Source organism: Streptomyces sp. NPDC000941 (assembly GCF_053599555.1).
In genome coordinates this window covers 1-21,300 of record NZ_JBSFMM010000196.1, presented here as the reverse complement: position 1 = coordinate 21,300, position 21,300 = coordinate 1, and the positions used below count along the sequence as shown (strand labels likewise).

Here is a 21,300-nt window from a genome sequence, read left to right as displayed (position 1 = left end):
GGCCCGAGCGATGCGCTCGGGCCCACCCCGTTTCCGGCGTTCTTGACCGGTTCACGGCCCCAGGTCGAGGACGCGTACCGCCTGCCCCTTCCACGTATCGGCGGCGGCGGTCGCCACCACGGCGCCGTCAGGGCGCTTGCAGGCTGTCGCTCTCCGCTCACGGCCAACGGGCCTGGGCCAGGCGTCGGTCCAGCTTCGCGTCAAGGCCCGCCTCATCGGCTGGGCTGGGGTCGTAGCCGTTCCAGGCCCGCAGGGCGGCGCGGGCCTGCTCGGCGCGCGCGACACGCTCGGGCAGTGTCAACAGGGTGTCGGCGAGCCGGATGAGGTACGCCCGCAGGGACAGCCCCTCGGCCGCCGCTGCCTCGGCGAGCCGGTCGCGTGCCTCGGCAGGGATACGGATGTCGGCGTCGGCCATGGTGCGGCTCCTTCCATTCGCTCCCAGAGCGTACGGACCCATACCCGTACCCGTGAGGCGTTCGGGGCAGAACCGGCTCAGACGAGGAAATCCGCCGCGAGCTGTTCCGCCGCGCGTTCCAGGAGGGGGCCGGCGTCGGCGATGCAGCGGGCGGGGTCCGGTTCCAGGGCGGTCAGGGGGTAGGCGCGGCTGATGCCCGCGTCGGCCAGGGCCTCCGGGGGCAGTGCGAGGCGGCCGCAGACCGCCACCACCTCGACGCCGCGCGCCCGGGCCGCGGCCGCCACGCCCGCCGGGGCCTTGCCGTGCAGGGTCTGCTCGTCCAGGGAGCCCTCGCCGGTGATCACGAGGTCGGCGCGGGCCAGCGCGGGTGCGAAGCCGAGGACGTCGAGCATCACCTCGATGCCGGGGCGGAAGGCCGCGCCGAGGCCGACGAGCGCGCCGTAGCCGATGCCGCCCGCCGCGCCCGCGCCGGGCGCCTGCGCACACTCCGCGGCCCGTGGGCCCACCGCCCTCGTCAGCACCTCCGCGTAGTGGGCGAGCGCGGCGTCCAGGGCCGCGACATCGGCCTCGGCCGCGCCCTTCTGCGGGCCGTACACCGCCGCGGCGCCCTTCGGCCCGGTCAGCGGATTGTCCACATCGCTGGCCAGGACGATCTCGGTGTCCGCCAGACGCGGGTCAAGACCGCTCAGATCCGCCGTGGCCAGCCCCCGCAGCGAACCACCCCCTTGTTCGACCGGTTCGCCCGCGGCGTCCAGCAGCCGGGCGCCCAGCGCGGCCAGCATGCCCGCGCCACCATCGGTCGTCGCGCTGCCGCCGACCCCGAAGACGATGGTGCGGGCGCCCGCGTCCAGCGCCGCGCGCAGCAGCTCGCCGCTGCCGTACGTGGTCGCGGTCAGCGGCGCGAAGACCCCCTGCGGCAGATGGCGCAGCCCGGACGCCTCGGCCATCTCGACCACCGCCACCTCGCCGCGCAGCGCATACGCCGCGGTCACCGGCTCGCCCAGCGGCCCCGTCACCCGTGCCGTACGCCGCTCGAACCCGGCCGCGACCGCCGCGTCCACCGTCCCGTCGCCGCCGTCGGCGACGGGCAGCGCCTCGACGCTCACCGCCCCGGCCCCGCCCGGCGCCCCGCGCCGCAGCCCGGCCGTCACATGCGCGGCGACCTCCACGGCCGTCAGCGAGCCCTTGAACTTGTCCGCGGCGATCAAAACCCGTGTGCGCGTCTCTGTCCCTGCCTGAACCCGTGCGGCATCCGCCACCGTCGTAACCCCTCGCTCTCCGCCCCCCGGCAGACGACCTGCCACCCCTCAGCCGGACCTTATCCGGACTCGGCCTGCGTATGCGCACGGGCGGAGGTACACCTGACACATGGCCCCAGTCGGGAGCACACTCGCGGATCGGATCCTCGGCGGCTGGCTCGGCCGCATCGCCGGGAACATGCTCGGCAAGCCCGTGGAGCGCGGCGATCACTGGACCCGGGAGCGGATCGACCGCTATCTGCGCCGCGCGGACGCCCTGCCCCTGACCGACTACTTCCCCGCGCTGGAGCCGCCGCCGGACCCCGTGGAGTTCGAGCTGCGCCCGGAGTGGCAGGAGTGCACCCGGGGCCGGATCCACGGCAGCTGCCGGGACGACGACATCGACTACACCCTTCTGGGGCTGCAGCTCCTGGAGACCCACGGCTTCGACTTCACCACCGAGCAGGTCGGCGACCTGTGGCTGCTGCGCCTGCCGTATCTCCAGACCTTCACCGCCGAACGCGTCGCCTACCGCAACCTCACCGCCGGGGTGAAGCCACCGCTCACCGCCACCCTCGACAACCCTTACCAGGAGTGGATCGGCGCCCTCATCCGCGCCGACATCCACGGCTGGATCAACCCCGGCGACCCGCGCACCGCCGCCGCGATGACCCGGCGCGACGCCGTCCTGTCGCACACCGGCAACGGCGTGTACGGGGCGATGTGGGCGGCCGCCCTGATCGCCGCCGCGTTCACGGCCGACGGCCCGCGCGACGCGATCGAAGCGGCGCTGGGACGCATCCCGCCCCGCTGCCGCCTGGCCCGTACGGTCCGCAAGGCCGCCGCACTGTACGAGGCGGGGGTGAGCCGGTCGGACACGCTGGACCAGCTGGAGCGGGAGACCAGCGGGCTGCACTGGATCCACACCGTGCCCAACGCGGCCGTCATCACGGCCGGGCTGCTCTACGGCGAAGGCGACTTCACCTCGACCATCGCCCTCACCGTACGCGGCGGCCTGGACACCGACTCCAACGGCGCGACAGCCGGATCGGTGGCGGGAGTCCTGTACGGCGCGGCGGCGATCCCCCCGCAGTGGACCGACCCGCTACGGGACCGGGTGCGCAGCGCGGTGTTCGGCTTCGACGGGGCGCGCATCAGCGACCTGGCGGCACGTACGCACCGGCTGGCGATGGCGGGGGCGCGGGCGCAGGTGGGCTGAACCTGTCCCGCGCCAGGCTCAGTCGCGCGCGACGTACCGCACGAACCGCGCCCAGTCGGTGCGCCCGACGGCCAAGTGGGGCCGCGACACGTCCTTGGAGTCCCGGACCCGGACTATGTGCTCGCTCACGGCGACCTCGACGCACTCGCCGCCCTCGTCACCGCTGTAGCTGCTCTTGAACCAGCTGAGCGGTGCACGGCCCTCGATGTTCATAGCTCCCCCAGCATCTTCTCGATCAAGAGCAGGGACTCACGTGGTGTGAGCGCCTGTGAGCGGATGCTGCCATATTTCGCCGCGAGGACGCGGACTTCTTCGGCATCCGTGATCAGTCGGCTGATGTGCTGCACTTCCAGATAGCCGACCTGGGGGCGGCTCTTCGGGGTGAGGAGCGTGAAGGGGCCGCCCATTCCTGCGTGCTCTTCACTGGCCATCGGCATGATCTGCACCTCGACGTTACGCATCCTCGCAACGTCGAGCAAGCGTTCCAACTGACCGCGCTGCACGGCCCGGCCGCCAAAGGGGTGGCGCAGGACGGATTCCTGGATGACGGCACTCACGGTGGGTACTGGCCACCGCGTCAGGATTCCCTGTCGGGCCAACCGGGCAGCAACTCTCATCTCCACTGTCTCGTCATCGAAGAGAGGCTGTCGGCTGACGAAGACGGCACGCGTGTACGGCTCCGTCTGGAACAGGCCCGGCACGGCCTGGCTGGCGAAGTAGCACAGGTCAACCGCCTCCGCCTCCAGCCGCGCGTAGTCCTTGAACCACGTCGGATGGCGAACCCGCGCCTTCGCCTTGGCCCGCTCGACGTCCTCCTTAGCGGCCTTCAACACCCCATCCGCACCCAGGAAATCATCCACCGCGTCCAACAACTCCGGCTGCGGGATCCGCCGTCCCCGCTCGGCCGCCGAGATGGTCTCCTCCGCGTACCCGAGCTGTTCCCCCAGCTGCCTCTGCGTGAGTCCGGCCCGCTCCCGCAACACCTTGATCTGCCGCCCCAGCGCGCGGAACAGATCCACCGCGCCATCGCCCGCGTCCTCGTCCGTCGGATCCGCCACCGCCGGCCCACCCCCTCGCCGTACGCACCCGGGCAATCACCCAGCGTGCCGAAGTGAATTTCGGCCAGCCTAGGATGATTCGGCCACGCAGAGTGAGGCGAACCTGAAAATCCCCACCAAGAAGGTGAACCTCCAGCTGGGCCGCCCTCTACACGTAATACGAGCCAGGTATCACTGCGTCATGTTGTATCGGACGCCCCACCTCGCGCCCGTCGACTACCAGGTCCTGGAACAGGTCGACGGCATGCGCGAGCAGCTGCGGCACGCCGCACGGCAGGTCCCCATGAAGTGGATGCTCGCCGTGTCCAAGGCACTCACGGCCAGCGCGATCGCGGCGTCGAACACGATCGAGGGCTACCGGGTCGACGTCCGGGACGTCGCCGACCTCATGGACGGCGAGCGCGAGGTCGATGCCAGCGACGAGCACAAGGCGGAGACGCTGGCCTACCAGCAGGCCATGACGTATATCCAGTCCCTGCACGACGTCACCGACTTCCGGTACAGCAAGGAACTCCTCAACAGCCTCCACTGGATGCTCCAGGGCCACCACCACCCCCGGAAGACCGCGGGCCAGTGGCGCAAATCCGCCATCCGCATCACTGCTCCGGGCGACGAATTCGCGACGGATTACGAGGGCCCGGACCACGAACTGGTCCCCGGCTTGATGAGCGAGCTGGTCGACTGGCTCAACGAGGGCGACCTCGACCACCACGTCCTCATCCGCGCCGCGATGGCACACCTGAACACCCAGCAGGCGACGCGGGATCTTCAGGCCCTGACGAAGGCCGAGTTGCTGACCGCCGTCGGGCAGACGAAGGGCCGGCATTACGTCGCGGGGCCCCGGTTCCCACAGAACGTGCTGGCCACCGCCCAGCGCCGTCACACCATCGTCGACCCGTACGCCGCGTAGTCCTCAACCTCTCGCGAACGGCCGAGGCAGTCATGATCTGTCCGCGATGGCGTGCGGCGCCTGCGGGAACAGGAACGTGCGCTGCCACCCGATCACGCGGGATAGGCGCGGACCGGATGACAGTGCTGTCGGCCGTGACTTGGGGCCGGGCGTGCCGGCACCGAGTCAGGCGCCCAGGCCCCCCGCACAGGCCGAGCCGACATAGCCCTTGCGGCCCCTGTAGTTCACTGCGACCCAGTATTTGTCCTTGGGCTCACCCTGCGCACACCGGTAGCTCTTGCCCACCGTCTCACCGCACCTGTCCCACACGCGCAGACGCGTGCCGCGGTACTTCTTGATCAGGTCTCCCCTGGGGTTCTTGGTTTCCCGTACGTTGTAGTAACCGCGGCGCCTGTCCACGTAGAGATAGCAGGTCACCGCGGACCCTCGGGACACGCCGGAAGCCGCGGACACGCCCGAAGCCGCGGACTGGTTGGGAGCCGCGGACACACCGGGAGCTGCGGACACGGCGTGGGCGGGCACACTCGTACCGCCCACCACTAGTGCTGCACCGAGCCCCAATGTGGCCAGAGAACGACGAAGACGCATTGGTGTAACCCCTCACCTGAAACATTCGATTCCGGACGGACACGACTCGCGCCTCAACACCCGTCAGGCCTCGTCCGGACTGCGGACGATTGGCGAGCCTCCCGTCCTGTCCGGCCGGGTCGGCGCAAGGAGCCATGTCCTGCTCTCAGAATGCCGAGCACGACAGCACCAGGCCTTGTCAACCCGCGCAGGGTTGTTGACCATTCGCGCAGGCCTCGCGGCGCCAACTCCCCCTCGTGCCGCAGGGTATGACCGTGCCGGGGAACCAGGAGCGGGGGGCCAGGATGAGGAGACCCGCGAGTGCGATCGCGGTGCGGGGGCTACTGGAGGTAACAACGTACCGGGCCGAGGCCCGGACGCGTCACCGGTCCACCGCGTCCCACGCGTCGCCCAGCCAGCTGTCGTGGCTGTCGAGCAGCGCGAGGAGCGACGCGGTCACGCGCTCGTCCCAGCCGTCCGACTCCACGTCGAGCACGAAGTCGTGCACCCCGTTGTGCCAGTCGAGGACGACCCGGTCCCCCGCGCGCCACTTCGTACGGCGCGGCATACGCGCGACGTCGCCGCTGGCCGCGATCAGGCTGCCGACCATGATGGCCAGTTGGATCGGGGAGATCAGCCACCACACGCCCCACCAGAAGGCCCGCCCCTTGAGCCCGGCGACGGGCTGTGCCCCGGCCGGCTGGACGGTCCAGCGGGTGCGGATCCTGCCGCCCTTCATCGCCGGTTCGCGGGTGATGAGGGCCAAGGGCTCACCGGCCGCGCCCAGCACCTCGTACGTGGCGGGGCCGCCCTTGGCCGCCGACTTGGTCATGACCTGGGCGAACACGTGGGTGCGGTGCGGGTCGGCCCAGAGAGTGAAGGCGCGGACGCCCTGTTTGCGGGCGGCGCGGTACTCGTCGTGGCCGCCGCCGGGTGGAAGCCGCCGCTCGGGGAAGGCCACGGTCCGTATCGCCTCCCCGCCCTCGGGGTGGGGGCCGTCGGAGGTGCGTATCTCGAGGGTGACGCGCCCGTCCTGGGGCGGCGGCGGATCCCCCTTCTTCTTGTCCCACTTGTGCTGCACGCTCATATCGCTCAGCCACACAGACCGCGTCATCTGGAACTCTTCGCCTCCGCCGCGCCGATCACCTACGGGGGCGGACTCTACCTCTCCGCATAAACGGTCCGGATAAACGCGCTCGCCACCGTCCGTTGCCCGTGCGTACGCTCGCCCCATGAGCACCGAAGCGACGCGCCGACCGCTCGTGGCAATCCTGAGCGGGGCGGGCATCTCCACGGACTCCGGGATCCCCGACTACCGCGGCCCGCAAGGGCTGTGGCGGCGCGATCCGGAAGCCGAAAAGCTGGTGACGTACGAGTACTACATGTCCGACCCGGACATCCGCCGCCGCTCCTGGCAGATGCGGCGGGACAGCCAGGCGCTGCGCGCCGAGCCGAACCAGGCGCATGAGGCCGTGGCGCGGCTGGAGCGGTCGGGCACGCCGGTCCGGGTGATCACGCAGAACGTGGACGGGCTGCACCAGCTCGCCGGGCTCCCCGCGCGCAAGGTCCTGGAACTGCACGGCACGGCGCGGGCCGTGCAGTGCACGCGCTGCATGGCGCGCTCCGAGATGGCGGAGGCCCTGGAGCGGGTGGCGGGCGGCGAGCCGGACCCGGCGTGCCTGGCGTGCGGCGGGATTCTGAAGTCGGCCACGGTGATGTTCGGGGAAAGCCTCGATCCGGAGGTGCTGACGGGCGCGGTCGCGGTGGCGAAGGCGTGCGAGATCTTCATCGCGGTCGGCACCAGCCTCCAGGTCCAGCCCGCGGCCTCACTCGCCGGGATGGCCGCGGAGTCGGGCGCCCGGCTGATCATCGTCAACGCCGAGCCCACGCCGTACGACGAACTCGCGGACGAGCTGATCCGCGAGCCCATCGGCACGGCCCTGCCCGCGCTGCTGGAGCGCATCGCGGGGGCGGAGTGAGGCGGTAACGGCGCCCGTCCGTGTGCCGAGCGGACGGGCGAGCGCCCGGCGCAGCTGGATGCGCAGCTCGGCTGCGCTGGTGGCGTCCTCGCGCCCGGCGGCGTCGGGGAGTTCGGCCACCGTAGTCCCACGGCGCGTACGCAGCAGCCGCCACAGGCTCACTTGCTGTCGGTAGAGCACCTGCCGCGGATACGCCTCGGGGCTCTCCAGCCTGTCCCAGCGCTCCGCGGCCTTCGCCAGCGCGGTCTGCAGCAGGTCCTCGGCGGCGTGGGTGTCGCCGCCGGTCAGGAGGGTCGCCGTGCGCATCAGCGCGGGCGAGCGCGCCGCGGCGAATTCGCGGAAGCGGCGCTCTTCCTCGTCATTCATGGTTCCGTTGCTCAAAGTCTCAGTGGCTCTCAGCATTCCAGAGGTTTCCGTCTGAAAGGTCCGTGACGGTGTCACCGATGCGCGAGTTGCGCTTCGGTGTCCTGACGACGGTCTCCCGTTTCCTTCCGCCGCGGGTGCGGCAGGTTTGTGCCACCTGCCCGCCCGCCTCGGCCGGTGTTCCGGCCGGGGCGTTGGCGGCGGGTCTTATGGTCGGCTCCACGGGGCTTCGACACGCGTGGCGTGTCCTGGTCTCCGGCCACTCCGGTACCAGTGGTGCAGGCCGCCACGAGAGCGACCAGATTACGGGCTGAGTTCTCGTCCCGGTCCAGGACCAGGCCGCAGGCATCGCAGGTGAAGACTCGGACGTGCAGCGGCAGCTTGGCTTTCACTACGCCGCAGTTCGAGCAGGTCTTGGAGCTGGGATACCAGCGGTCCGCCACGACGGTAGGACAGGCGTTCCGCCGGCCCTTGTAGGTGAGCTGGCGCCGGATCTCCCCGAACCCGGCATCGGCCACGTGGCGGGCAAGCCGTTTGTTGCGGAGCATTCCGGCAACGTTGAGGTCCTCGACCACCACCGTGCCGTACTCGGCGCGCACGCGGGTGGTGAGCTTGTGCAGCGCATCGGCGCGCAGGTTCGCCACCCGGTGGTGGAGCCTGTTGCGCTCGCGGTTGGCCTTCTCCCACCGCCTGGACGGCTTCCGGCCGGTCCTGCGGTCAGGCCCCTGCCGCCGGCTGACTCGGCGGGAATAGAACCTCAGCAGCTTCAGGACGCCGTCCAGATGCTTCGGGTTCGGCTCGTAACGTGTCCGTCCGGAACTGTCGGCCAGGACCGCGAGGTGCTTGACGCCCAGGTCGATGCCGACCGCCGCATCCGGCCGGGCAACGCGGGCGATCTCGCGGACCGCCTCCACTTGGAGGGAGACGAACCAACGCCCGCGCTCATACCGGACGGTCGCGGACAGGACGCGCACCGTCCCGGCCTGGATGCGGACAAGGAGTTTCCGCGTGGGTTCGTGGGTGCGGATCGTGCCCAGCCGGGGCAGGGTGACATGTCGGCCGTCCGGCTCGAGTCGGATCGTGCCGGTGGTGAACCGGCAGGCCAGGCGGGCCTTCCGCTTCGGCCTCCGACGCGGGACGCCCATCCGGCACCCCTTGCGCTTGCCCTGCTTGGACTTGGCGTAGTTGTCGAACGCGGCGGCCGCGTTCGCAAGTCCGGTGCTGTAGGCCTCTTTGGAGTTCTCCTCCCACCACTCGGCATATCTCGGGTCGGTGGTCTTGATCCGGTTGAACTCCTTGCGCAACGCGGGCAGCGACCACGCCCGCCACGGCGTCAACTCCTCCTCACCGATGCCATAGGTGGCTTCGGCCTTGCGCTGCCACCACGAGGCAGTCACCCAGGACACGGCCCAGTTGTAGGCGGCGCGAGCGGCGCCGCAGTGCGAGCGCAGCGCCCGCTCCTGCCCGGCGTTCGGGTCGAGAGCGAACCTGTAGGCCTGCACCACACAGCCGGACCGCGGCCGGAACTTCCCCCTCACGCGGCTGCCCCCCTGCTCGACGAACCCCTCACCACACCCAACGAGCACCACACACAAAGGTCACGCATTCGACGAAGGAACACCCATTTCCATCCAGGGAGGCAAAGACCCGGGCCTATACAAGGCGAGAGAGGCTGAGATGCGCTTGATGGATTACTCAGCAGCGTTCAGCCCCGTGATCGGTCGTCTTCGTCTCGCGGTCGTCTGTCACCTCCTTGGACGTGTGCGGGGGCGCTCCGCTATGCCGGGTCGGTCAAAAGGTTCCGTCAAAAACGGTCCGTCAAAAAGGTCCGTCAAAAAAGTTGGAGGCCCGGCTGCCGCCCCCGCGCCTCGAAGTCCAGCAGCTGCCGCTTGCGGTCGAGCCCGCCGCCGTAGCCGGTGAGGCTGCCGGTGGAGCCGACCACGCGGTGGCAGGGGACGATGATGCCCACCGGGTTCTTGCCGTTGGCCAGGCCCACGGCGCGGGAGGCGGTCGGCCGGCCGAGGCGGTCGGCGAGCTGTCCGTACGAGACGGTCTCGCCGTACGGGATGCGCTGCAGCTCGGACCAGACGCGGCGCTGGAACGGGGTGCCGGACAGCCGCAGCGGCAGGTCGAACTCGGTCAGCTCGCCCGCGAAGTAGCGGCGCAGCTGGCGGATGGTCTCGGCGAACGGGGGCTCGTCGGGGTCGCCGGGGGCGCCGAAGGTCTCCTCGGCCGGGCGGTGGCGCTGGTCGGTCATATAGAGCCCGGCCAGGGCGGCTTCGTCGGCGGCTTCGTCGGCGACGAGGGTGAGCTGCCCGTACGGGCTGTCGATGACGGTGTGGGTGCGGGACATGGTGGAACTCTTTCGACTCTGGGTTTCCTACGATGCGGGCAGGTAGTTGATCGGGTGGTCGCCGGTGGCCCACAGGTACTGGACGGCGTACGCGCGCCAGGGCCGCCAGCGGGTCGCGTACCGGGTCAGCGCCCCCGGAGTGGCGGGCAGCCCCAGTTCTGCGGCGGCGTTCCGCACCCCGAGGTCGGTCGGGAGAAACGCGTCCGGGTCGCCCAGCGCGCGCATCGCGATGACCTCGACGGTCCACGGCCCGATCCCGGACAGCTCGGCCAGGCGCGCCCGCGCCTCGTCCCAGTCGCTGCCGACGCCGAGTGCGAGGCGATCCGAGGCGAGCGCGTCGATCAGGCCGAGGAGCGTGGCGCGGCGGGTGCGCGGCATGGCCAGCGCCTCGGGGTCGAGGCCCGCCAGGGCGCGCGCGGTCGGGAAGAGATGGGTCAGCCCGCCCGACGGGTCCTCGACCCGCTGACCGTGTGCGGTCACCAGCCGGGCCGCGTGCGTACGGGCCGCCGCCGTGGACACCTGCTGCCCGAGCACCGCGCGCACCGCGAACTCGTCGGCGTCCACCGCACGCGGCACCCGCCGCCCCGGCGCCTTGTCGACCAGCGGCGCCAGGTCGGGGTCGGTGCGCAGCAGCTCGTCGACCGCGACGGGGTCGGCGTCCAGGTCCAGCAGCCGCCGGCATCTGCTGATCGCCCCGGCCAGGTCGCGCATATCGGTGAGGGACAGCTGACAGCCGATGTGGTCCGGCTCCGGGCGCAGTGTCACGACCCCGTGTCCGTACGGCAGCCGCAGCGTGCGGCGGTACGCGCCGTCGCGCCACTCCTCCACCCCGGGCACGGCAGTGGCGGCCAGATGGCCGAAGAGGTTGTCCGGGCACAGCGGCGCCCGGAACGGCAGCCGCAACGTCAGCGCGCCCGGCGCGGCGGACCGCCCGCCACGCTTGGCCCGCTGCCGCAGCTCGGTGGGCGACAGCGCGAACACCTCGCGGACGGTGTCGTTGAACGCCCGGATGCTGGCGAAGCCGGCCGCGAAGGCGATCTCCGCCATCGGCAGCCCGGTGGTCTCGATGAGCAGCCGCGCGGTCTGCGCGCGCTGCGCCCGGGCCAGGGCGAGCGGACCCGCGCCGAGCTCGGCGCGCAGCTGCCGCTCGATCTGGCGCGTGCTGTACCCGAGGCGGGCGGCGAGCCCTGGCACCCCGTCGCGGTCGACCACCCCGTCGGCGATCAGCCGCATGGCGCGGGCGACCAGGTCGGCGCGCTCGTTCCACTGCGGCGAGCCCGGGCTGGCGTCGGGGCGACAGCGCTTGCAGGCCCGGAACCCGGCCTGCTGGGCGGCCGCCGCGCTGGGGTGGAACCGCATGTTCTCGGGCTTGGGGCCGACGACCGGGCAGCTCGGACGGCAGTAGATGCCCGTGGTGACGACGGCCACGAAGAACCAGCCGTCGAACCGCGCGTCCTTGGCCTGGGCGGCGCGCAGGCACCGGTCGGTGTCGGTATGCATGGCTCAAGCATCGGCCATCGGACAGCCCCTGGCTCGCGAGAATCCGACATCGACGTCTGGGGGGCGGGCCACGGCATAGTCCTGGCGTAGTCCACGGCATATTGGCGCGAAAGGGCAGTCCAGAGGCGCTGTGATCGGCATCATGGAAGGTGTGACGGACTACGCCGAAATAGTGCTTGCCGACGACACCTCCGTACGCCTGGAGCTGGCCCCCGTGGGCACGGCCCCCAGCGGCGGACCCGGCGGCGGGGCGGGGGGCGAGGCGGCGCGCCCACGGCCCGGCAGACCGGGTGGGATCGGCGGGGTGGGCGGGGTGACCCCGGTGGGGCGCGGTTCGCGCGCCGCCGCGGCGCTGGCCACGGACGCGCTGCGTACGGTGCTGCGGCCGCTGGGCCCGCTGCTGCAGGAGGTGCACGACGCGGTGTGCACCGCGCCGAACCCGCCGCATGAGATCAATGTGCAGTTCGGGGTGCAGGTGGGGCAGGACCTCAAGCTGGGCATCGTGGGCGCCAACGGGCAGGCGAGCCTGACCGTTTCGGCCACCTGGCAGTTGTCGAGGGAAACGGGAGCGGGGGCGGGCAGCCCGGGCCCCGGCTCCGGCCCCGCCGCCTGAGCCATGGGGTGGTTCCACACCCGCGGGCCCTCGTCCCGGCCCGCGGTATCCGTCCTGGCCGGGGCCGACGGCGAGCCCGCCGGCTCCGCCGTGCTGCTGCCCGGACAGCACCTGCTGACCTGCGCGCACGTCGTCAACAGCGCCCTGGGCAGGCCCGACTTGCTGGCCCCTGACCACCCGGGCCCGGTCGCGGTGCGGGTCCGGATCATCGCCCGAGAGATCACCGTCGAGCGCGAGGCCGAGCTGACGGCCTGGATCCCGCCGCGGTTGGACGACGGCGGGCTCGGCGGCTACGAATGGAACGGCGATCTCGCGGTGCTGCGCGTGACCGGCGCGCTGCCGCGCGCGTTCCAGCCGCCACCCTGGCACCCCATGGCCAAGGAGCAGCGGGTCCGCGCCTGGCACGGCAGCGGGGAGCCTGGGGTCTTCGCCGACGCCGAGGTGACCAACTGCGACGGCCGGTTCGGCTACTTCGACGGCGGCGACCGATCCCTGGACATCGAGCAGTCCTACAGCGGCGGCCCCCTGTGGACGAACGACGAGAGCGTCGTCGTCGGGCTCGTCACCGCGAAGCTGGCTATTCATGGGGGTCGCGTACGCCGCGCCTGGGGCATCCCCTGGCAGCGCGTCCGGCGGGAGCTGGACGACAAGGGTCTTGCCCATCTCACCGCCGCTCCCGAGGACGGCGTACCCGACCACCCCGCCTATTGGGAGCTGGTCACCCTGCTGGACAGGCCGCTGCCGACGGTCGGTGGCTGGGCGCGCTGCGGGCAGGCCGTCGCCCGCCAGTGCGGCCTCGGCCACCACGCCGACGGGGCGCCGTCGGCCGAGGAACTCGCCCGGCTGCTGCTCACCCATGAGCGGGCGCTGCCCGCCCTGGTGGAGGCCGTGCGCCACACCGCGCGGGACCTGGCGGACGAACTGCTGGCCGTGGCGCGCTCGCACAACCTGTCCCGGCTGCTCTCGCCCCAGGAGTACAAGCGGCTGGTCGCGCTGCTGGACGCGCTGCCCACCCCCGCGGCGGCCCGCATCCCCGCCGCCGTACGGGCGGCGCTGCCGCTGGCCGCCGTGCCCGCCGCCCTGCTGAACGGTGGCGGGAGCACCGCCGCGCTCGTCGAGCATCTGGAGACGCTGCACGGCGACAGCGCGCCCGATCCGTACGCCGGTCTGGCCGTGCCGAGACTGCTGCGCGCCGTCGAGTACGTGGCGGCGGCCGGCTCCCGGGCCGATGGAGGGGGCCCGGCGCTGCGGCAGTGGTGCGACGGGGTCGCCGAACGGCTCGGCGTATCCGAGACGGCTCTGTTGGACCGCCGCAGGGACGCCGCGGACTGGGCGAGCGAGTGGCGGCTGAACCCACCGCGCGTGCTGGTCGAACTGCGCGCGCTGCCCACCCGCGACGACGGCCCCGAGCGCTATCGCATGCGGCTGTGGTGCGATGAGGGCTTGGGCTCCGGCTCGCAGCCGGTCTCGGAGCAGGGCCAGCGGCCGCGTACGCCGGACGAAGTGGCCCGCGAGATCCTGGCGGTCATCGGTCCGCTGCGCCGGGTGGACGAGAGTGTGCTCCCGGTCGTCGAACTGGTGGTGGACCGCGACTCGCTGGAGCTCCCCCTCGACGACTGGGAGGCCACGGACCAGCCGCTGACGCGGGTGCTCGGCGCGGAGTACCCGGTGGTGGTCAACTGCCCCGAGCTGCGCGAGCGGGGCGGCGAAGGGATCCTGTCCGACTGGCGGGAGCGGTGGCGGCGGCTGGACAGCGAGGAGCCGCTGCACATCGACGACGAGGTGGCCGAGAGCCCGCGGGCCCTGTACGGGCTGCTGATGGAGCGGCGGTTCGCTGGGCGGGCGCACATCGTGGCGTCGCGGCAGCGCCGTTCCGCGGCCGTACAGACGTGTCTGGCCGCCGGTGTGCCCGTGGTGCTGTGGGACCGCGGCGACAGGCCCGGGTCCCCCGTCCTCGGCCACCTCACCGACCCGCACGGGCATCTGCCCGAGCAGGTACGGATCTACCGGACCATGGTGCTGCAGCGCCCCTTGACCTGCCCCGGCCGCCCGGTACTGGCCTGGGCGGACCCCGATCTGCTGCCGCCGGAGGGGGCGGGGCGGCCGGTGCCGGAGGAGGACTTTGAGCGGCCGGACGAGGGGCTGGTGGTGGGCGGGGCTCTGTCGCACATGGCTACCGACGGGCCCGTTGGGATGGTTGTCGAACGGTTGCGGTCTCCGTCGTCTCTCCCGACGGAAGCGAGACCGGCCGAGCCACCGCCCCAGGAAGCAGTTGGGCCCCCGCCGGACGAGGAACGGCCGTTGCCGGACGATGCGTTGCCGGACCCGGACGACTTGGACGACACGGACGACGAATGGGTGACACGGCCGTTAGCGCACTTCGAGCCACCGCTGCCGAACGCCGGCCGGCCGCTGCCCGTGCTGGAGCTGGCGGACCCGACCGACTTTGACGACCCGGAGGATGAGGATTTCGCATGGTGACCACGTACGACAGCTGGCGGCTGTTCCACGGAGACGGCCAACAGCACCCGGTCGACGAGATGCCGCCCGCCCCGCCCTGGCGCACCTTCGGCCCGGTCGCGCCCGACGGCGGCCCGGACGGCGGCACGGACGGTGGCCCGGCGGACGGCCCTGCCCCCGCCCGGCCGTATCTCATCTCGCCGGAACACGCCGACGTGGTGAACGCCGCGCTGCACCTGCGCCGCCCGCTGCTGGTCACCGGCCATCCGGGGACGGGCAAGTCCTCGCTGGCGCGCGCCATCGCCCATGAGCTCGACCTGGGCGAGGTGCTGCACTGGCCGGTCAACAGCCGCTCCACCGTGCAGGACGCCCTCTACCGCTACGACGCGATCGGCCGGCTGCGGGAGACCGCGCTCAGCCGCGACCGCGGCGACGCCGAGCCGCCCCTGGGCAGCTTCGTACGGCTCGGGCCGCTCGGCACGGCGCTGGTGCCGGGCCCGAAGCCCCGGGTGCTGCTGGTCGACGAGCTCGACAAGGGCGATGTGGATCTGCCGAACGACCTGCTGACGGTCTTCGAGGAGGGCGAGTTCGAGATCCCGGAGCTGGCCCGGCTGCCCGAGGAGCAGTCGGTGGTCGACGTGCTCACCGAGCGCGCGGAGGAGCGGGCCACGGTACGGCGGGGGCGGCTGCGCTGCCAGGAGTTCCCCGTCGTGGTGATCACCAGCAACGGCGAACGGGACTTCCCGCCCGCCTTCCTGCGCCGCTGCGTACGTCTGGAGCTGCCCACCCCCGACGAGGCCAGGCTGCGGGAGATCGTCACCGCGCATCTGGGCGAGGACGCGCTGGACGACGTCGACCGCCTGCTTGAGGCGTTCCTCAGCCGCCGCTCCGCCCGCCAACTGGCCACCGACCAGCTGCTGAACGCGGTGTTCCTGCGCGCGAGCGGCGTGGACCTGCCGGCGGACGGGCTGCTGGACGCGGTGCTGCACCGGCTGGGCGGGGTGGTGTGACCCGTGGCGAGGGGAGGGCAGATCGGGCGGCGGCCGGGGGCGCTCGGACGGCTGGATGACGCGCTCGCGATCCTCGCGGACAGCGGGGCGCAGCTGTCCCAGGAGCAGCTGCTCGACGCGCTCTGGCTGGCCACGCGGCTGCCCGCGGGGGCGGCGGGAGCGCCTGGTGCAGGGGCGCCGCTGGAGCGCGCCCGTACGACCCCGGCCGCCCCCTCCCCCGACACCACCTCCGCCACCTCCCCTGCCTCCTCCGCCCGGCCCCGTCCCTCCGTACCCGCCGCCTCGCCGCCGTCACAACAGACACCGCCACAGCAGACGCCTCCGCAGCAGACCGGCCCGGCACCGGCCGACGACACAAGCGGTCTGTACGGCGCGATCGAGCCGCCGCCCGCCCCCGGCGCTCCCCCGCCCCCCGCCACGCGCCGCGCGTTGCCGCTGCGGGTGCCGGAGGCCAAGGCGCTGCGCGCCGAGCTGTCCATCGGGCGGGCGCTGCGCCCGCTCAAACAGCACCGGCCCAACCCGCTCAAGCGGGAGGTCGACGAGGTCGCCACCGCGACGGCGCTGGCCGAGACCGGCCTGCCCGATGTGGTCACCCGCCCGGCCCGCGAGCGCTGGCTGGACCTCGCGCTCGTCGTCGACGACGGGATGTCGATGCTGTTGTGGCGGCGGCTGGCGGTCGAGCTGCGCACCCTGCTGCAACGCGCGGGCGCCTTCCGCGTCGTACGGGTCCTGGGTCTGCACACCCGGGGCGCCGACGCGCCCATACTGCGCGCCAAGCCGTACGTCCCCGAGGCGCCCGCCCTCCCCGTAACGGCGGTGTCCGACCCTTCGGGCCACACGCTGGTGCTGGTACTGAGCGACGGGGTGGGCGCGGCGTGGCGCGACGGCCGGATGTCCGCCGTACTGGAGCGCTGGGCGGGCCTCGGCCCGACGGCCGTGATGCACGCCCTTCCGCCTCGCTTGTGGGAGGGGTCCGGGATCCGTGCGCAGCGCTGGCAGGTGCGGACCCGCAGGCCCGGTTCGCCGGGCACGGACTGGACGGTCACCGACCCCGTACTGCCCCCGGAGCTCGCGCGCTTCGACGGCGTCCCTGTACCCGTCCTGGAGCCGGACGCCGGGCCGCTTGCAGACTGGGCGCGGCTGATCGCCTCCGCGAGCGGCACGGCCGTACTCCCCCTGCTGGCCCCGCCGCGCCCGCGCCGCCCAGCGACCGCGCGCTCCGCCCCTGCCCAACCTGCGGACGACCTGAGCCGTCTCAGGCGCTTCCGGGAGGCGGCCTCCCCCGAGGCGTACCGCCTGGCGGCCCACCTGGCCGCCGTCGCCCCGCTGCCGGTACCCGTGATGCGGCTGGTGCAGACGGCGGTGGAGTGGCAGGCGGATACGGGGCACCTGGCCGAGGCATTCCTCGGCGGGCTGATGCGCCCGACCGAGCCCCCGTCCTCGGCGGGCCCGGGGCCGTTCCCGCCGCAGCAACGGCCCTTCACCTTCACCGACACCGTCCAGCGCGCGCTGCTCGGCGCCGTGCCGCTGCCCGAACTCAACGAGACCCGCGAGCTGATCGGCCGCCGCCTGAAGGAACTCGCGGGCAACTCCCCCGACTTCCCGGCCTGGCTCGCCCACCCGTCCGGCGCCGACCGCCTCCCGGCGCGAGCCCGGCCCTTCGGCACGGTGGAACGACGGCTGACGGCCCGGCTGGGCGCGCCACCGGCACTGACAAGGCTCCTGATGGCAAACCGCTGGCGTCCGCTGAGGCCGGGGGACCCGCGCACCATCGGCCCGTACAAGCTGCGGATGACCGACCCGTCGGGGATCCGCGTCACCACGTACATCGGGGACGAGGAGGCGTACGGCGAACAGGTCGTCATCCACACCGCGCTCAGGGCGAACGGGCCGGCGGCCGCCGATCTGCTCCGCGTACAGGCGGAGGCACTGCGCCGGATGAACGGACGTTACGCGGCCAGGCTGCTGCGGCAGGACCTGGACTGCCCGACTCCATGGATCGCCGAAGAGCCCTTTGCCGCGGAGCGCCTGAGCGACACCCCGCTGAGCAGCGACGGAGACAGGGCCTTCGCGGTCGCCCGGCAACTCGCGGACGCGGTGCGCGTGTGCGCCGCCGAGGGCATGGCCCACGGAGCCCTCCGGGACGGCGCCGTCCATGTCTCCGATGACGCGCTCTTCCTGACCGCCTGGTCCTCGACCTGCATCGACGGCGTCCCGTCACCGGCGCTCAGCGGCGGGCTGCGGACCCCCCAGGACAATGTCCACGAACTCGCCGAGATCCTGCTGGACCTCGGCGGTGGGGCACGCTTCGGGGCCGACGGCGAGCCGTACGACCTGTCGCACTGGCGCGGCGTCTGGCGGTCGGTGCGCGATGTCGTGCTGGCCTGTCTGGCGCCCGAGCCGCGCGACCGGCCGACGGCGCGGGAGGTCTGGGCGGCCTTCGGGGGGTCCGGTCCGGTCGGTCCGGCTGATCCGGTGTCCGCCCCCATGTCATGGTCCCTCCAGGAACGGCGGGGCCACGGCTGGGTCCCGCTGTCGGACACCGACCCCCGCTCGCTCGGCCCGTACACCCTGCAATGCCACGTCCGCACCCGCGGCGGCACGAACGCGTATCTGGGGCGCGATCCCGACGGGGAGTACGCCGTGCTGCGCACGGTGGACCAGGACTCCGACCGACCAGGCGTGCTCGCCGAGCTCAGCACGGTAGCGGAGGCGCTGCGCCGAATGGACGGGCGGTATGCGCCGAAGCTGCTGGGGCAGGACCTCGAAGCCGAACCACCGTGGATCGCGGAGGAACATGTCCTCACCTCCGACGGCTCCCTGGCCCGTACCCTCACCGCCCTGCTCTCCGACGGCACGGCAGAGGGTTGGGACGCACGGACGGCGGCCACCATCGGCATGCACGTGGCCGAGGCGGTAAGCCTGTGCTCGGCCGAGGGAATGGTGCACCGCCATCTGACGACGGATACGGTGCTCGTCACCGACAGCACAGTGAAGTTGGTCGGCTGGGATTCGGCCTTCATCGATCAACAGCCCTGGCGCCGGCCCGAGCCGTCCGCGGGCGAGGTCGGGGCGCTGGGCAGGCTCCTTCTGGCCCTGGGCGGCGGTCGTACGAGCACCTCTCAGGAGGTCCGCACGGTCCTGGGAAAGGACGCCTTGCCGTCATCCGTCTCGCCGTCGGCCCGCACCAGGACGGCCGTCGATTGGGCTGGGTCCCCATGGGAAGGCCCGGTCTGGGAGCCGCTGCGCGAGATCGTCGCTTCCTGCCTGGTCGACAACGGCGGAGAGCGCCCAACGGCCGACGACGTCGCAAACTACCTCTCCCAATGGCTCTTCCACACGCCTCTGGCCTCGAGCCAGCGGATGGACGGGGCACCGGGTCGTCCGGGCGGGCCTTCGAGGGCCCAGGGCGACCTGGCCGCAGCCGGCTTCCAGTCGGCCCATTCCTGGCGGGGCGTGGAGGGGCTGACCCGGTCGATCGCCGGCTACCGCCTCGCCCTCGATGACGACGCCGAGCCCGGCACCTACGCGTCTGCGACCTACCTGTACCTGCTCAGCGTGGCGCTGCACACCAGATCCGAGACTCTGAGCAGCGAGCGCGACGCCCAGGAGGCCGTGGAGTTCGGACGCCGGGCGGTGGCGGAGGCGCGCGTGGTGGACCTCCATCTGACGCAGCGCCTGAACCACCTGGCGCTGGCGCTGTCCCACCGGGGCACGCTGACCGGCCGCGCTGAAGACCACGACGAGGCGATTGCCCTGGGCCGTGAGGCCATCACCGGCCTGGAATCCGGCACGGATCCCCAGGACCGCCACATGCTACCCATGCTGTACTTCAACCAGGTGAACGCGGCGCTGTCGCGCTACAGGCAGGGCGGCAGCCCCGCCGACCTGGACGAGGCCGTAGCGGCGGGCCGGCGCGGGCTGGAACTGGAGCAGGAGCTGACCGGAGCGCAGGACCCCGGATCGCTGACCAACCTGTGCCTGGCGTACCTGAAGCGCTACGGAGCACGGGGCGACTACGCCGACCTCGCCGACTCGCTGGAGGCGGGCAGGCGCGCCGTCGAGACGGCGCCGCCCGGGCACCCCGCCCGAGCGCGCGCCCTCAACAACCTCGCGCTGGCCATGACCCGGCGCGTCCAGCGCACTCTGGACCCGAGGGAGCTCGAGGAGACGATCCGCGTCGCCGAGGAGTCCGTGGAGCTGTCCGCAAACGCTCTCGAGTCCGCGCTCGGGGCGGCGAACCTCGCCGAGCTGCTCGCCTGGCGCTTCCGGGAGGGGCATGACCGGGCGGACATCGACCGCGCGATCGAGCTGCTGCGCGGCGGGATCGCGCTCGCGCCCTTCGGACACCCCAAGCGGGACGAGTTCCGCCTTCAGCTGGCCAAGGTCTTGCAGGAGCGCTTCCAGGCCCTGCGCCAGGTGGAGGACGAGCGGGAGTTCACCGTCCTGCTGGAGGAACTGCGGCGCCGGGGTGGGGCACCTCCGGGCCCGGACGCAGCGGGCGGCCTTTCTCTGTGAAGTGAACGAGCGCACCACGCGTTGGACGACCTGGGCGAAGTTGGCGCAGCACCGGCCGGTGCTCGGGGCGCGCGGCCGAGGCCCTATGGTGTACGCCATGTCGTCCACCGACCTCATCCGCATTGTCTCCCGCTCCTCCCCCATGGCCCTCGCGCAGGTCGAGCGGGTCCGCGCCGAACTTGCCGCGCTGCGTCCCGGCATCCGTACCGAGGTGGTGCCGGTCACCACGTCCGGCGACCGGTGGATGGGCGATCTGTCGGCGCTCGGCGGGAAGGGCGCGTTCACCAAGGAGGTCGACGCGGCGCTGCTGGCGGGCGAGGCCGATCTGGCCGTGCACTGCGTCAAGGACGTGCCCGCCGACCGGCCGCTGCCCGCGGGTACGGTCTTCGCGGCGTACCTCAAGCGCGACGACATCCGCGACGCGCTCGTCCACCCCGGTGGGTTGACGCTCGATCAGCTGCCGGAGGGCGCGCGGATCGGCACCTCGTCGGTGCGCCGCATCGCGCAACTGGCCGTCTCCCACCCGCAGCTGGAGTGCGTACCGATGCGCGGCAACGCCAACCGCCGCCTGGAGAAGCTGGACGCGGGCGAGTGCGACGCGCTGCTGCTGGCGGTGTCCGGGCTCGAGCGCATCGACCGTACGGACCGGATCAGCGAGATCCTGCCCGTCGAGACGATGTGCCCGCCGATCGGGGCCGGGGTGCTGGCGCTGCAGTGCCGCGAGGACGACACCGCGACCATCGACGCGGTCTCCGGGCTCGGCGACGCCGACGCCTGGAAGGAGATCACGGCGGAGCGCATGCTCCTGCATGTGCTCCAGGGCCACTGCAACTCCCCCATCGCGGGCTACGCCAGGGCCGAGCGCGACGGCCGCCTCTCCCTGCGCGCCCGAGTGTTCAGCCCGGACGGCAAGACGGTGCTGGACGCGCACGAGTGGGCGGGCCCGCTCGACCCGGCCACGCTCGGCACCTCGGTGGCGGTGGCCCTGCTGCGCCAGGGGGCGCGCGAGGTGATCGACACCATCCCGCACTGAGCGTCGGCAGAATTTGCGGTGAGTATGAGACAGCGACACGCCGTCCCGTCGGCGTGTCGCTGTC

Annotated in this window: 17 protein-coding genes and 1 pseudogene; 8 read left to right on the top strand and 10 right to left on the bottom strand. The window is 72.4% G+C overall.

The window, feature by feature from the left end; genetic code table 11:
* Nucleotides 1–157: 157 nt before the first annotated feature.
* Both ACWDSL_RS41250 and ACWDSL_RS41245 read right to left on the bottom strand, forming a co-directional pair.
* Nucleotides 158–415, bottom strand: a complete 258-nt coding sequence (locus ACWDSL_RS41250; RefSeq protein WP_450493262.1) for a hypothetical protein — start codon at nucleotides 413–415, stop codon at nucleotides 158–160.
* Nucleotides 416–492: 77 nt separating this feature from the next.
* Entirely contained in the window at nucleotides 493–1,674 is a 1,182-nt protein-coding gene (locus tag ACWDSL_RS41245; protein WP_450493260.1) for a glycerate kinase, read from the bottom strand.
* Between the two features lie 109 nt (nucleotides 1,675–1,783).
* Between ACWDSL_RS41245 and ACWDSL_RS41240 the strand changes: the two genes are divergently transcribed.
* The gene (locus ACWDSL_RS41240; protein WP_450493259.1) at nucleotides 1,784–2,872 is read left to right on the top strand and encodes an ADP-ribosylglycohydrolase family protein; all 1,089 of its coding nucleotides are present in this window, start codon (nucleotides 1,784–1,786) and stop codon (nucleotides 2,870–2,872) included.
* Nucleotides 2,873–2,890: 18 nt separating this feature from the next.
* On the opposite strand, the gene ACWDSL_RS41235 is transcribed toward ACWDSL_RS41240, so the two are convergent.
* Both ACWDSL_RS41235 and ACWDSL_RS41230 read right to left on the bottom strand, forming a co-directional pair.
* Entirely contained in the window at nucleotides 2,891–3,085 is a 195-nt protein-coding gene (locus ACWDSL_RS41235; protein WP_450493257.1) for a DUF397 domain-containing protein, read from the bottom strand.
* Complete coding sequence (locus ACWDSL_RS41230) at nucleotides 3,082–3,930, bottom strand: helix-turn-helix domain-containing protein (protein WP_450493255.1); 849 nt, start codon at nucleotides 3,928–3,930, stop codon at nucleotides 3,082–3,084. Before ACWDSL_RS41230 ends, ACWDSL_RS41235 begins: the two co-directional genes overlap by 4 nt.
* Before the next feature lie 181 nt (nucleotides 3,931–4,111).
* Between ACWDSL_RS41230 and ACWDSL_RS41225 the strand changes: the two genes are divergently transcribed.
* On the top strand, nucleotides 4,112–4,840 hold the full coding sequence (locus ACWDSL_RS41225) for a Fic family protein (protein ID WP_450493253.1): 729 nt from the start codon (nucleotides 4,112–4,114) through the stop codon (nucleotides 4,838–4,840).
* A gap of 165 nt (nucleotides 4,841–5,005) precedes the next feature.
* Here the strand turns inward: ACWDSL_RS41225 and ACWDSL_RS41220 are convergent, their stop codons facing one another.
* Both ACWDSL_RS41220 and ACWDSL_RS41215 read right to left on the bottom strand, forming a co-directional pair.
* A complete protein-coding gene (locus ACWDSL_RS41220; RefSeq protein ID WP_450493251.1) occupies nucleotides 5,006–5,275 on the bottom strand; it encodes a hypothetical protein in 270 nt (89 codons plus the stop codon).
* A 514-nt stretch (nucleotides 5,276–5,789) separates the two neighbouring features.
* The gene (locus ACWDSL_RS41215) at nucleotides 5,790–6,521 is read right to left on the bottom strand and encodes a hypothetical protein (RefSeq protein WP_450493249.1); all 732 of its coding nucleotides are present in this window, start codon (nucleotides 6,519–6,521) and stop codon (nucleotides 5,790–5,792) included.
* 118 nt (nucleotides 6,522–6,639) lie between these two features.
* Here ACWDSL_RS41215 and ACWDSL_RS41210 point away from each other — a divergent pair, with 118 nt between their 5' ends.
* On the top strand, nucleotides 6,640–7,386 hold the full coding sequence (locus ACWDSL_RS41210) for an SIR2 family NAD-dependent protein deacylase (RefSeq protein ID WP_450493247.1): 747 nt from the start codon (nucleotides 6,640–6,642) through the stop codon (nucleotides 7,384–7,386).
* A gap of 33 nt (nucleotides 7,387–7,419) precedes the next feature.
* Here the strand turns inward: ACWDSL_RS41210 and ACWDSL_RS41205 are convergent.
* The 4 genes and pseudogenes from ACWDSL_RS41205 to ACWDSL_RS41190 all read right to left on the bottom strand — a co-directional run.
* A pseudogene (locus tag ACWDSL_RS41205) lies at nucleotides 7,420–7,752 on the bottom strand (SigE family RNA polymerase sigma factor); the annotation flags it as partial.
* 71 nt (nucleotides 7,753–7,823) lie between these two features.
* Nucleotides 7,824–9,287: an IS607 family element RNA-guided endonuclease TnpB gene (gene tnpB / locus ACWDSL_RS41200; protein ID WP_450493245.1), complete on the bottom strand. Its 1,464-nt coding sequence runs from the start codon at nucleotides 9,285–9,287 to the stop codon at nucleotides 7,824–7,826.
* A gap of 293 nt (nucleotides 9,288–9,580) precedes the next feature.
* Nucleotides 9,581–10,102 carry a methylated-DNA--[protein]-cysteine S-methyltransferase gene (locus ACWDSL_RS41195; RefSeq protein ID WP_450493244.1) on the bottom strand — a complete coding sequence of 174 codons (522 nt, stop codon included), beginning with the start codon at nucleotides 10,100–10,102 and terminating at the stop codon, nucleotides 9,581–9,583.
* Between the two features lie 27 nt (nucleotides 10,103–10,129).
* Nucleotides 10,130–11,602: an AlkA N-terminal domain-containing protein gene (locus ACWDSL_RS41190; protein WP_450493242.1), complete on the bottom strand. Its 1,473-nt coding sequence runs from the start codon at nucleotides 11,600–11,602 to the stop codon at nucleotides 10,130–10,132.
* Nucleotides 11,603–11,744: 142 nt separating this feature from the next.
* Here ACWDSL_RS41190 and ACWDSL_RS41185 point away from each other — a divergent pair, with 142 nt between their 5' ends.
* The 5 genes from ACWDSL_RS41185 (at nucleotide 11,745) to hemC (ending at nucleotide 21,236) form a co-directional block, all read left to right on the top strand.
* The gene (locus tag ACWDSL_RS41185; RefSeq protein WP_450493240.1) at nucleotides 11,745–12,215 is read left to right on the top strand and encodes a CU044_2847 family protein; all 471 of its coding nucleotides are present in this window, start codon (nucleotides 11,745–11,747) and stop codon (nucleotides 12,213–12,215) included.
* A gap of 3 nt (nucleotides 12,216–12,218) precedes the next feature.
* On the top strand, nucleotides 12,219–14,696 hold the full coding sequence (locus ACWDSL_RS41180) for a VMAP-C domain-containing protein (RefSeq protein ID WP_450493239.1): 2,478 nt from the start codon (nucleotides 12,219–12,221) through the stop codon (nucleotides 14,694–14,696).
* On the top strand, nucleotides 14,690–15,685 hold the full coding sequence (locus ACWDSL_RS41175; RefSeq protein WP_450493237.1) for an AAA family ATPase: 996 nt from the start codon (nucleotides 14,690–14,692) through the stop codon (nucleotides 15,683–15,685). The genes ACWDSL_RS41180 and ACWDSL_RS41175 overlap by 7 nt, the downstream gene beginning before the upstream one ends.
* A 3-nt stretch (nucleotides 15,686–15,688) precedes the next feature.
* The gene (locus ACWDSL_RS41170) at nucleotides 15,689–20,203 is read left to right on the top strand and encodes an SAV_2336 N-terminal domain-related protein (RefSeq protein ID WP_450493236.1); all 4,515 of its coding nucleotides are present in this window, start codon (nucleotides 15,689–15,691) and stop codon (nucleotides 20,201–20,203) included.
* A 97-nt stretch (nucleotides 20,204–20,300) separates the two neighbouring features.
* Entirely contained in the window at nucleotides 20,301–21,236 is a 936-nt protein-coding gene (gene hemC, locus ACWDSL_RS41165) for a hydroxymethylbilane synthase (protein ID WP_450493235.1), read from the top strand.
* The last annotated feature ends 64 nt before the right edge of the window (nucleotides 21,237–21,300 follow it).

Coding starts and splice junctions, on each gene's coding strand:
- ACWDSL_RS41250 (WP_450493262.1), bottom strand. CDS start 415: ATGGCCGACGCCGACATCCGTATCCCTGCCGAGGCACGCGACCGGCTC.
- ACWDSL_RS41240 (WP_450493259.1), top strand. CDS start 1,784: ATGGCCCCAGTCGGGAGCACACTCGCGGATCGGATCCTCGGCGGCTGG.
- ACWDSL_RS41235 (WP_450493257.1), bottom strand. CDS start 3,085: ATGAACATCGAGGGCCGTGCACCGCTCAGCTGGTTCAAGAGCAGCTAC.
- ACWDSL_RS41225 (WP_450493253.1), top strand. CDS start 4,112: ATGTTGTATCGGACGCCCCACCTCGCGCCCGTCGACTACCAGGTCCTG.
- ACWDSL_RS41215 (WP_450493249.1), bottom strand. CDS start 6,521: ATGACGCGGTCTGTGTGGCTGAGCGATATGAGCGTGCAGCACAAGTGG.
- ACWDSL_RS41210 (WP_450493247.1), top strand. CDS start 6,640: ATGAGCACCGAAGCGACGCGCCGACCGCTCGTGGCAATCCTGAGCGGG.
- ACWDSL_RS41195 (WP_450493244.1), bottom strand. CDS start 10,102: ATGTCCCGCACCCACACCGTCATCGACAGCCCGTACGGGCAGCTCACC.
- ACWDSL_RS41190 (WP_450493242.1), bottom strand. CDS start 11,602: ATGCATACCGACACCGACCGGTGCCTGCGCGCCGCCCAGGCCAAGGAC.
- ACWDSL_RS41185 (WP_450493240.1), top strand. CDS start 11,745: ATGGAAGGTGTGACGGACTACGCCGAAATAGTGCTTGCCGACGACACC.
- ACWDSL_RS41180 (WP_450493239.1), top strand. CDS start 12,219: ATGGGGTGGTTCCACACCCGCGGGCCCTCGTCCCGGCCCGCGGTATCC.
- ACWDSL_RS41175 (WP_450493237.1), top strand. CDS start 14,690: ATGGTGACCACGTACGACAGCTGGCGGCTGTTCCACGGAGACGGCCAA.
- hemC (WP_450493235.1), top strand. CDS start 20,301: ATGTCGTCCACCGACCTCATCCGCATTGTCTCCCGCTCCTCCCCCATG.